Raw genomic sequence first — 10,751 nt, forward strand, 5'->3', positions numbered from 1 at the left:
GACTTATATTAGCTGGTATAATGGAATAACTAAATACATGATCTTAATCATAAAATCAATTATTTCTTCCTACACTAAAGCACCCAATAGTTGAATAAGAAATTAGCTTTCTTCAACATTTACAATAATTTCACCAAATAATTTATCACCAATATAAACGTTTAGCTTCCATAATCCTTCTGTCGGAAATTCCATACCTGATGGAACGTGCGTATCAGCTCCATTATTAGGACTTATTCCGACATTTGGGTACTCCCATACCTTGTCATTGTTAGACATTCCCATATCTTTAATTAGCACTTTGTATTCTTCACCTTTTTCGTTAATACCAACAACTTTTAAATTCCCCTCAAATTCTTCTTTTTCTCCCCAAAAATGCCACATATATTTATTACCTTTTCCTGCAATAATTGGTTGAGCTTCTGCTTCTCCCTCCTTACCAGAGCCAACTAAAAATCCAATTCTTCCTTCCTCTCCAACCAAAACATATTCTCCTTTTGTTCCATCTCCAAATGTAACAGGAATATTAAAAGTTGGACTTACTTCCCAATCCTCTTTTTTTACTGTTTCTGTTTTTTCTGAACAACCTACTAACATTCCTATTAAAAACAAACATAATATAATTTTTTTCATAATAACCTCCTCATATATTGGACGAAAAACACACTGTTTAGTTTCATAATATTCTGATTATTTTAAATGTAAGATAACCCTTCTTTTACTTATCTGCCATCGTTACTTTAAGTACATAATTTCACAATCTTCTTTAAAATTTAACATATAGATCTAATTTTCTTTAAAGGACATGTTCCACAATCTGGCCTTTTAACGGAACAATTCTATGTCACTCAATAATTCCTTAATCACCTTTTATTCAGATGTTCTTTTTCCTTTTGTCATAAAAACACCCCTTCAGACAAAAATATCCTAAAGGGTAAAGCTTCGCGACTTTCTTCGAAAAATCGCATCTTTTTTATAAACAACGCGACTTTATTTCAAACCAACATCTACGTAAAATAAATAGCCACGTTACCACTCCCCTTTTTTAATATAGCATACGAGTATGCAACCGTTGACCTACTACGCAATAAGTAGTAGTTTAAAATTAATAATCATAAAGAAGGTGAATGCGCGGATTTCTTATAGCATAAGGAATCTGTCAAAAGTATGAAAAAAAGTGGACGAGTTTATTACTCATTGCAGCCGCTTTTCTATTAATTTCTGGCTGCCAAGATAAAACCGAAGTAAAAGATACTGTTAAGGAAGAGCCTAAAGGAGAAAAATTTATTTACACTAAATACGATCTACCGGTGGAACAAAAAGCGATTTTAGGAGACAAAAATGCCCCACATACAGTTTATTTAGCCTTCGATTATGCTTGCCCTTGGTGTAAAAAGTGGATGCAAGAAATTCTTCCAGAGATTCAAAAAGAGTTTATTGAATCAGGTCAAGCCAAATACATCAGCCAACCTCTTTCTCTTTTATCTGAGGAATCCTTAAAACTTGTCGCGGCGGATTATTTTGTTGAAACCAATCTTCCTGGTAAATATTTTGATTATCAGTTGTCAGTTGCAGCTGAAGCCCCAAAAGATCACTCTAACATGTCAGGTAACTGGGGAACGGATCAGTACATAGAATCCAAAATAAATGAATTTGGATTAAGCTACCCTGATTTTCTTAAAGAGAAAGATTCATTTCCGGATAATTTAACATTAACTCGTCAATTTACTCGAGAGCATGCACTGGAGTTTGTACCAACAGTCTATGTAGATGGAATTAAATTGGCCCAATATCATGATATGAATGAAATGAAAAAAATTATGGAAGGAAAAATCAAAAAAGGAGATGTAACTTATATAGAAAGTGATAATTAAAATTGAACAAAAAACAGCTGCTTAAGAGTAAGCAGCTGTTTTTTTTACTTCCTAAGTGATTGTTATGCCTATAATAAGTCATTATGTTAACTAGATTTGCATGTGATATTCATTTGGCTAACAAAGTAGTTTACTTGAAGAAGGATTTTATAAAACCTTCAAATGGAATTTCCTATTGGAAAGCTCAGAAAACGAAATATAAATAATTTTTATGTTTAGGTGTTTTTATGACTAAAGAAAGATATACTTGTCCTTGTTTTGGTTCTCTTTGTTGGCAGATTGTAATGAAAATGGTAGTGAAAAGATAGTAATCATATATTTGTAACAGGAAGAGGTGTTCTATATGTCAAATAATATCGTCATTTTCACAAATTGCACCGATCAGGAGTTTCTGAACACAGTCCGCATAAACGGTTTACAAAAGTATAATATAGAAAAAACGAACGGAAAGCTCAAGAAACCAGATATGGAAATCGGAGGGTAGCTCGGGACGAGAATGGTCACATTGTAGGTGGCGTACAAGGATCCACATATCTTTCATCGTTGAAGTCGAGGTTCTTTGGGTCAGCGAGTCCTACAGGGGACAGGGCGTTGCCTCTCGCTTGCTTGCGGAGATCGAGGATAAAGCCAAAGTAGTCGGCTGCCAACTTGCTCATCTCACCACATATTCCTTTCAGGCTCCACTTTTCTATCAGAAACAGGGGTATGTCATCTGTGGCGAGATAGATGGTTTCCCGGACAGTATCCGGATGTATATGCTGAAGAAGCAATTCTAAAGAAATTAAAATGATTAGGGCTATTTTTAGAAAAATGGATATGTTTAGCGTGTGTCAACGGTAAATCGCAAGACCGGAAGGTCGAGAATTTAAGGAGTTGACACACTCACTACACCCGAACCCTCTTGGCATTTGCCTCGTTCACGATCTGAACCAAAAATGTTCTTCGGGCCTCCCCATCCCCAATACAGAGTAGCAGCAACCTTCTTATTACCATAAATATTTCCTCCATTACTGGGTGTATTTGTTGGAGGTGTAGGTTTCAAGATGGTTAAATTCCTGCTGGTCAGATACCGGCTTGATTACTCTATCCGGCAGGGTGTGAGCCAATCGTTTCAGAGCAAACGAACAAGCCTCTGCTGCTATCCATGCATATAGAATACTGAATATCGCTATGAGCAATAAAGGACGAAAATGAAAAGACGTACCAACACCTGAACCTAACACAGGAAAGCGGAAAATAAAAAGGATCGCTATGATTCCCATAAATAAGGTAGCTCCCGCCAAGAAAACAACCAAAAATCTTGTTTTCGACTTATAGAAGGAAACACCAAGTACTAATCCTAGAATACCCGTTGTGAAGGAAAAAATAATTAGTTCGCTAGGCTGGATAAACAATAAAAGGAGGATCGTAACAAAATAGGAAAGGAATCCGTGCCTGACTGATACAATCGTTGCTAAAAATATTGGTATAGTCGTCATGGCACTTACAAAAAAACCGATACCGGGCATATATCCGCCTGCTGACTGGAATATGGCTGCAAACGAGCTTAATACCGCGGTAAGTATTAGTTTTGTGGTAGGTAACAATTCCATAAGATCGTGTTTGATTCCAAAGAAAGGATGCTGCCAATACTGTACGTCTTTATTTTTTACCCTCTTCATGAATCCCACCTCCAACAAATATTAAACTAACCTTATGCTATTCACTGTTTTATGTAAAAATCACTGTATGTTTATCCAACTTAACTATAGATAACTGATTTATGAAATCATAGTACTTTTTATGACCGCCCCGATTCCTCCGACGCTGGTGCGAAAAATGGTCAATTCCTTGTTAGATTCTTCGGCCCTAATTTGGTATTAATAAAACAGTTCTAATCATATTCTTATAAAAGAAAACTAAGAAGGAGTGTAAAGTTTGTTGATAAAAGTTAAGGTTAGTTTACGGCCAATTGTAAGTAAGGTGAATTTACCGACTGTTTTAAAAACAGCGATACTTCCGGGTGACTTAAAAGAAACATTATTTATTGCAACCCAGGTAGGAGAGATTTTTTACATAAGAGACGGAGTTATACGGACTTTTTTAGATATTCGCCCGCGAATCGTAAAACTAGGTGCTTCTGGTGGTGGATATGATGAACGGGGATTGCTAGGGCTAGCGTTTCATCCAGAATTTTATTATAACGGTCTGTTTTATCTTCATTATTCAGTAGCTGGAACACAAGGTCCAGGTGCTCTTCCTGAATCTTTTTCACCTAACCCGTGTGATCCAAGAACTTTAAACCTAAGGTGGATAAATAGAGAAACTCAATATGATCATATTGATACTATGGAAGAATGGATTTTACCATCGAATGGTCAACCTCAAAAACTACGGACATTACTAAACTTAAGAAGACCATTTTTTAATCATAATGGTGTCAATAGCTTAAACTTTTCACCTGAAACAGGAAAACTTGTTTTAACCACCGGGGATGGTGGATCAGGCTATGATCCATTCAATTTAAGCCAGAATGATATGGAAATTGCCGGTAAAATAATTGAAATTGATGTAGTTAAGAATACATTTATCCAGAATCCACCCGTAGTCACACGGTTTAATGAACTTCCCGTACCTATTCAGGAAACACTTACGGTGATTGCCAAAGGGGTTCGGAATATACCGGGCATTTCATTTCAAAGGTTTTATAATCAATATATCAAATATGTGGGAAATGTCGGACAGGATTTGGTAGAGTCAATTTTTTCATTCGGTCAGAATAAACCAATACCTGTTACCCAGCTTGTTCAAGCTTTTTTAATGAAATCTGAAGCTGACCAAGAAGGATTTATTAACTTTGGCTGGCGAGCGTGGGAAGGTGTTTTCCCTACTCCGATTATAAGGGGATGCTCTGCAAATACGACCTTGGATGAGAAAACAATTGCTTATTATTATGAAGCAGTAAAATTTTCAGTAAGACGTCTTCAGCCTGTAACTAGTTATTTTCATAAAGATCCCCGACCCGATAAATTTGGAGGAACTGCACTTACAGGAGTGCAAGCCTATATGGGGAATAGAATCCCCGCTTTAACAGGAAGTGTTGTGTTTACCGATCTTGCCCGGAAGGAAGAATCTCAATCTTCGGCTAGAGGGGTTTTAGCTTATACTAGGATAAGAACAGATTGTAAACTAAATGATTTTAGTGTTATTCAAACTGATTATAATTTTGGGTCTCAATCAGCTTATTATGTTAGTTTGGGAACGAATCTGGACCAAACCACACTATATTTAGGGCTTTATGGCTCTATGAAAGTGACTGATTATAACCAAGGAACTGTTTTTGAAATTATTCCGTGATTCATAGAGCTCCTCAGTAAGATAAGGGTATTCATGTAAACTTCGTATCCAGTCTAATAGTCTTACGAAACCTTTTTCATTATTTTCAAATGTAAGAGGATCACCAATTACAATGCCACGGAAATTAACAGCTCGTGCAACGTGAAATTGTTGTGCAATGTCTAGACCAACTATAAGATGTTTATCTGAAATTCTTTCAATCAGTTGATTTTGTTTGTCTTGCATTTTAAAATTCAAAATAGGCTCCTCCTTAAGATTCTGAGTTAGATTGGTCTCTACACTCGTATCTTACTGAGGAGCTCTATTTTTTTCAAACCTGATATTTAACGATCTACAGGAATGCTAACCTGCCCCGCTAATACAATAGAGAGGGAGCTGCCACAGCAACTACCAGTTCTCAACAATCGCGCCCGATTGTTTAATAACATTATTAATAAGCAAGTTACTATTGTTGCTTATTAAAAAGCAAGGCCCGATTGGCCCTGCTTGTTATTTGACTATTACTTTTCCAACCATTCCTTCATTGAAATGGTGCCGACATATCAGTTCATATGTACCTGGCTTTTTCGGTTTCACGGTAATGGTTTTTTCTTTTCCCGGCTGGACTTCGGCGTCAATTCTGAGCTTTTCCACTGTGAAGGTGTGTTCTTTCTTACCTTTGTTTTTCAATATCAACGTTGTCGTTCTTCCATAGGAAATAGTGATGACTTTCGGATTAAAGTAATCATCGTTCAACACGACCTCAATATCTTTCACCGTCTCCATAGGTTGTGTTACGACACCGGATTCGGCAAATACTCCGAGTGAGCCTGCAGTGTTTACAACCACAATCATAGCAAGCAAAACTACCAATCCTGTTAAACACTTTTTCACAAACATTAGCAAGCCCTCCTTTCCTATACATTATTTTTTCCAATTCATAAAATATTATCGCTATAAATTCCCTATTACTTTTACATAAATATCTTTTTTTATGGTGTGTTATTCCACAATATGGCCCTTTAATGGAATAACTTAATTTATGAACGAGACTAAAAACACAATCACTTAATTTTTATTAAACTAAAGCCCATTTAGTTCAATAAGAAATGATGACACCCCTTTTAGCAGTATTGTCCTTAATCTCCTATTGATTTATATAGAGAGAATTCATAAAATCAATCTTACGCGATTTTGTCAGGCCCTATCGGTCCCAGCCAAAGAAACAGGCAACCGCCAGGTTTGAAACTCCACCCGGAAAACAAGCGCAAATGGATTGGGCTGAGGTTGGCATGTTTGAGGTGGACGGTAAGCCTCAAAAGGTCTATGCGTTCATTATGGTACTAGGGTATTCCAGGATGAAATACATTGAATTTACAATTGAAATGAAAATGGAGACGCTCATGAGGTGCCATATGAAAGCCTTTGCCTATTTCAATGGTTTGCCGGAACAAATTTTGTACGACAATATGAAAACTGTCGTGACGACGCACAATCCGTTAGAAATCCGATTCAATCGCACGTTCGAGGATTTTCTAGCCTATTATGGCATCGTTAACCTCATCCATGGAAACCGCAAATAGACCGAATGGGTTATTGTTCACGCAAATTCTGTTTTTTGGTAAATGGAAGCTTTGTCACATCGCTTAACTGTTGAATATCTTCTGGCGTAATGCCCAATTCATCAAATTTTTCTTTGTAAAATGGTACATTCTTAAATACATTACTTACCGTTTTTTGAAGACGAGTCAACTGCAAACTTTCCATTTCAGCACGGGTAGCGGTTTCAACTTCTGGATTGTACATTATTTTAATTCCCCTCATTTGCTTTTCGTTGTTTTCAAAATATTACATAACGGAATTGAAACGAAAATAAAAAATTTAGTAATATATTTTCAGATTAATACGACATTTCCACGTTATCAATAGTGTTCACTAATGAGTTTAATGGAAAACACGACATTTTTTAATAATTTTATGAATTTTATGAATTTTAGATTTACTTAATTTTCTGTTTGTGATAATTTTAACGAAAGTGATATATATCACTTTATACCGCTATCGTTTTAAAATCGTATTATCTAAGGGGAGGTTACTATGGAATTACCAGTAAAAAAAAGCTATTTAGCCGAAGATCATGTCAAAAAGAAGCCCTATTATCAATTGGTTGAAACCGAAGATTTTAAGGATTTACTTCAAAAGAAAAAAGCTTTTATTATCCCGGTTACTACTTTCTTCCTAATTTTTTATTTTGTTCTACCTGTTTTAGCTGCTTATACAGATGTATTAAAAGGAGAAGCTTTTCTCCATATAACATGGGCATGGGTATACGCACTTCTCCAATTTGTTGTCGTTTGGATCGGTGGAATTGTCTACCTTAAGAAATCAGAGAAGTATGACAAAATGGCCCAAAATATTTTAACTAAATACAAGAAGGAGCTTGGCGAATGAGCACATTATCTCTAATACTTTTTTTAGGTATTATATTGTTAACGCTTACAATAACGTATTATTCTTCTAAGAAAACGAAAAACGCGAGTGATTTTTATACAGCTGGCGGCGGTTTGACTGCATGGCAAAATGGATTGGCTGTGGCTGGTGACTTTATGTCCGCCGCTTCTTTCCTTGGGATTACAGGGGCTATCGCGCTGATTGGTTTCGATGGCTTTTATATGAGCATTGGCAATCTTGTCGCGTTTCTCGTCTTATTATACTTTGTTTCGGAGCCGCTTCGTAATCTTGGAAAATACACGTTAGCCGATATGATCTCTGCACGTTTTAAGTCAAAAAAGGTACGTGGGATCGCCGCAGCAAACACTCTTGTCATTTCTATTTTTTATATGATTGCTCAACTTGTCGGTGCTGGTGGATTGATCAAACTGCTACTTGGAATCGATTACGGTCTTTCCGTTCTTCTCGTTGGTGTATTAATGACAATTTATGTTATTTTCGGTGGGATGCGAGCTACAAGCTGGGTACAAATTACAAAAGCCGTTCTTTTGCTGGGCGGGTCTACTATATTGACGCTTATTGTATTTTCCCGATTTAACTTTAACATCGCAGAAATGTTTCACCATGTTCAAACAACAACACCGCTCGGAAATGATTTTTTAAATCCCGGTAATAAATACACTAATGGACTTGATATGATTTCATTTAATATGTCACTTGTCCTCGGTGCAGCAGGACTTCCGCATTTGCTTGTCCGTTTCTTTACTGTAAAAGATGCGGCGACGGCAAGAAAATCTGTTGTATATTCAACATGGTTTATTGGCGCATTTTTTATTATGACGATTTTCCTAGGGTTCGGTGCTGCTTCATTCGTCGGTTTTGACCGCATTGTTGAGGCAAACCCAGCTGGAAATATGGCCGCGCCGCTCCTCGCATTAACCGTAGGCGGTGAATTTTTGTTCGCCTTCGTCTCAGCAGTTGCATTTGCTACTATTCTAGCAGTAGTATCCGGTCTTGTTTTAACGTCAGCATCCGCTTTTGCTCATGATATTTATGGAGAAATTATTAAAGACGGGAAAATGACCGAAAAGCAGCAAGTTCTTGTAGCACGTATTTCGGCAGTTAGTGTAGCGGCTATTTCAATCGTGCTCGCATTGTTCGCACAGTCGCTGAACGTTGCTTTCCTTTCTGTACTTGCATTAGGGATTGCAGCAAGCGCCAACTTGCCGGTTATTCTTTGCACAATCTACTGGAAACGATTTAATGCAACCGGAGCGATTACCGGCATGTTGTTTGGGTTAATCAGCTCTCTTGTATTAGTTATGCTTAGTCCTAATGTATGGAATCCGCAACCTGGAATGGGTATTTTTACAGGTGACCCTTTCTTTACAATGAGCAACCCGACTATTTTTACCGTGCCTCTTGGCTTTTTAGGTGCCTATATAGGTACAGTGCTGTCTAAAGCAAAAGAAGACAAAAATATTTTTGCAGAAGTACTGTTCAAATCAAACACTGGATATGGTATTAGCTCAGCTAAAGATCATTAAGCAAAGGAGAATTCCATGACTATTCAATTAGATGATCAAGCAATTCACGATTTACATTACGATGAAATTAAGCAAGTTCTAAAAGACGAACCATTCGCTTCTTTTCTTGGCATGAAGCTGACAAAACTCGGACCTGGCTCAGCGGAGGCTGAATTAATTACGGACGACCGCATGCTTAATTCACACGGAACGATTCACGGGGCAATTATCTTTTCACTTGCAGATTATGTATTCGCTGCTGCGAGCAATTCATATGGTAAAACAGCAGTTGGCGTTACAACCAATGTTAACTTTATATCAACTGGCAAACGTGGTGGGATTTTAACTGCAAATGCAAAAGAAATAAAGAAAAATCACAAACTCGCTTGGTACAAAATCGATGTCCAAAGTGAAAATGAACTAATCGCAACAATGGAAGCGATGGTGTACCGGAAGAGTCAATATTTTATTAAACAGGATAAGTAAAGTTTTTTCGGTTCTGGTGCAAAAATTTCAAAATAACTGTAAGCAATCTCTAAATCTTAGACATACTGATACTACTACTCTAAAAAGGAACGGGATCAGTATGGAAAAGCAAAACTTATTCAAGTGAAAACATTATCAGCCTGACATTATTTTGTTAACAGTGAGGTGGTACCTGCGGTAAAACTTGAGTTTTAGTAACCTGATGGAAATGATGGAAGAGCGTGACCTGTCTATGGCTCACACAACGATAATAATCCGGGGAATTGGCTGTTCCATTGCCATGACCTCCATCATGCCTCTTCAGGAATGGTCAATCTTGTAAAATATGACGGGTTCAAGCCATCCTTCACACCAGATGAAAGCGCAGGTAACAAACCTGAATAAAAGAAAATGCCCAAATCTATAAACCAGAAAACGGTTCTCTAATGTAGTAAGATGGATATAGCTCATACTCGTCCTCCCTGTAAAAAAGTGGTGTGGTTCCTTCTATTTTACACGAAGCGAGTATGGGCTTTTTATGTTTTCATTTAACTGTCGCACTTGATATTACAATTCATCATTAGAAAAAGTTGAACTTATGAAAAATATCATACTCCTTGTGTTCTTGATATTTTGTTGGTCATTAACTGATAATGTACACGCGAAATTAACCCACACGATCCATACATTCCACTTTAAACCTACTTGCTATTGACGCTATTTCTAAGCAATAAGGTGTTAAGAAAAGTTATGACTTGTTGTTTGACACTAAGGTAATTAACGTGGAGAGAGTAAATCAAGGGAGGAGAAAAAAGAGGCAATCACTATGATGGCATGTTTGATTTTATCGTTAAAAATTCAATATAAAACATTCTAAGATGCACATAATCCACTTTATAGTTCAGTAATACTCCCATTTCGAGAGTTACCGGACAAAAAAGAAGTAATTAACCTTGAAAGTATAGAGGAGTAAACTGTGCTGAATACTAATTGTTACTTCTAAAGACTCCTAAGCATACAAAAAACCTCCAATATTAATAATTGAAGGTTAATGTGGGTTAGCTAAGTCACCCTCTAATTCATTAATTGGATCTAAGTCAATATCTTGGACACAAATAAG

11 protein-coding genes and 4 pseudogenes are annotated in these 10,751 nt (G+C 36.8%); 10 read left to right on the forward strand and 5 right to left on the reverse strand.

Annotated elements, in window-relative coordinates; all coding sequences use genetic code 11:
- Positions 1–102: 102 nt before the first annotated feature.
- On the reverse strand, positions 103–633 hold the full coding sequence (locus D1970_RS21555; protein WP_119114903.1) for a DUF4871 domain-containing protein: 531 nt from the start codon (positions 631–633) through the stop codon (positions 103–105).
- Between the two features lie 677 nt (positions 634–1,310).
- Here D1970_RS21555 and D1970_RS21560 point away from each other — a divergent pair.
- From D1970_RS21560 to D1970_RS23540, 3 genes are all read left to right on the forward strand, one after another.
- Positions 1,311–1,874: a DsbA family protein gene (locus D1970_RS21560; protein ID WP_181213505.1), complete on the forward strand. Its 564-nt coding sequence runs from the start codon at positions 1,311–1,313 to the stop codon at positions 1,872–1,874.
- Positions 1,875–2,217: 343 nt separating this feature from the next.
- Positions 2,218–2,358, forward strand: coding sequence for a hypothetical protein (locus tag D1970_RS22665; protein WP_209796983.1), 141 nt, complete (start codon positions 2,218–2,220; stop codon positions 2,356–2,358).
- A gap of 55 nt (positions 2,359–2,413) precedes the next feature.
- Positions 2,414–2,650, forward strand: a complete 237-nt coding sequence (locus D1970_RS23540; protein WP_374978574.1) for a GNAT family N-acetyltransferase — start codon at positions 2,414–2,416, stop codon at positions 2,648–2,650.
- Positions 2,651–2,881: 231 nt separating this feature from the next.
- On the opposite strand, the gene D1970_RS21570 is transcribed toward D1970_RS23540, so the two are convergent.
- Complete coding sequence (locus D1970_RS21570) at positions 2,882–3,535, reverse strand: YybS family protein (protein ID WP_181213504.1); 654 nt, start codon at positions 3,533–3,535, stop codon at positions 2,882–2,884.
- Positions 3,536–3,794: 259 nt separating this feature from the next.
- Between D1970_RS21570 and D1970_RS21575 the strand changes: the two genes are divergently transcribed.
- Positions 3,795–5,210 carry a PQQ-dependent sugar dehydrogenase gene (locus D1970_RS21575; protein ID WP_119114910.1) on the forward strand — a complete coding sequence of 472 codons (1,416 nt, stop codon included), beginning with the start codon at positions 3,795–3,797 and terminating at the stop codon, positions 5,208–5,210.
- A gap of 36 nt (positions 5,211–5,246) precedes the next feature.
- On the opposite strand, the pseudogene D1970_RS23235 reads toward D1970_RS21575, so the two are convergent.
- Together D1970_RS23235 and D1970_RS21585 are read right to left on the reverse strand one after the other, a co-directional pair.
- Positions 5,247–5,447: pseudogene (locus D1970_RS23235) on the reverse strand (IS110 family RNA-guided transposase); the annotation flags it as partial.
- 252 nt (positions 5,448–5,699) lie between these two features.
- Positions 5,700–6,089, reverse strand: coding sequence for a cupredoxin domain-containing protein (locus D1970_RS21585; RefSeq protein WP_119114905.1), 390 nt, complete (start codon positions 6,087–6,089; stop codon positions 5,700–5,702).
- A gap of 278 nt (positions 6,090–6,367) precedes the next feature.
- Between D1970_RS21585 and D1970_RS21590 the strand changes: the two are divergent.
- Positions 6,368–6,745 (forward strand): annotated as a pseudogene (locus D1970_RS21590) (DDE-type integrase/transposase/recombinase); the annotation flags it as partial.
- Between the two features lie 37 nt (positions 6,746–6,782).
- On the opposite strand, the gene D1970_RS21595 reads toward D1970_RS21590, so the two are convergent.
- Positions 6,783–6,995 carry a hypothetical protein gene (locus D1970_RS21595; RefSeq protein WP_119114906.1) on the reverse strand — a complete coding sequence of 71 codons (213 nt, stop codon included), beginning with the start codon at positions 6,993–6,995 and terminating at the stop codon, positions 6,783–6,785.
- Between the two features lie 291 nt (positions 6,996–7,286).
- On the opposite strand from D1970_RS21595, the gene D1970_RS21600 reads away from it, so the two are divergent.
- From D1970_RS21600 to D1970_RS21615, 5 genes and pseudogenes are all read left to right on the forward strand, one after another.
- Positions 7,287–7,640 carry a DUF485 domain-containing protein gene (locus D1970_RS21600; RefSeq protein ID WP_119114907.1) on the forward strand — a complete coding sequence of 118 codons (354 nt, stop codon included), beginning with the start codon at positions 7,287–7,289 and terminating at the stop codon, positions 7,638–7,640.
- Positions 7,637–9,187, forward strand: coding sequence for a solute symporter family protein (locus tag D1970_RS21605; protein ID WP_119114908.1), 1,551 nt, complete (start codon positions 7,637–7,639; stop codon positions 9,185–9,187). Before D1970_RS21600 ends, D1970_RS21605 begins: the two co-directional genes overlap by 4 nt.
- 15 nt (positions 9,188–9,202) lie before the next feature.
- Positions 9,203–9,652, forward strand: coding sequence for a PaaI family thioesterase (locus D1970_RS21610; RefSeq protein ID WP_119114909.1), 450 nt, complete (start codon positions 9,203–9,205; stop codon positions 9,650–9,652).
- A gap of 145 nt (positions 9,653–9,797) precedes the next feature.
- Positions 9,798–9,905: pseudogene (locus D1970_RS22585) on the forward strand (IS6 family transposase); the annotation flags it as partial.
- A pseudogene (locus D1970_RS21615) lies at positions 9,902–10,036 on the forward strand (multicopper oxidase domain-containing protein); the annotation flags it as partial. The pseudogenes D1970_RS22585 and D1970_RS21615, both read left to right, overlap by 4 nt.
- Between the last annotated feature and the right edge of the window lie 715 nt (positions 10,037–10,751).

It is taken from the genome of Mesobacillus zeae, from assembly GCF_003570705.1.
GTDB classification, from domain to species: domain Bacteria; phylum Bacillota; class Bacilli; order Bacillales; family Cytobacillaceae; genus Mesobacillus_C; species Mesobacillus_C zeae.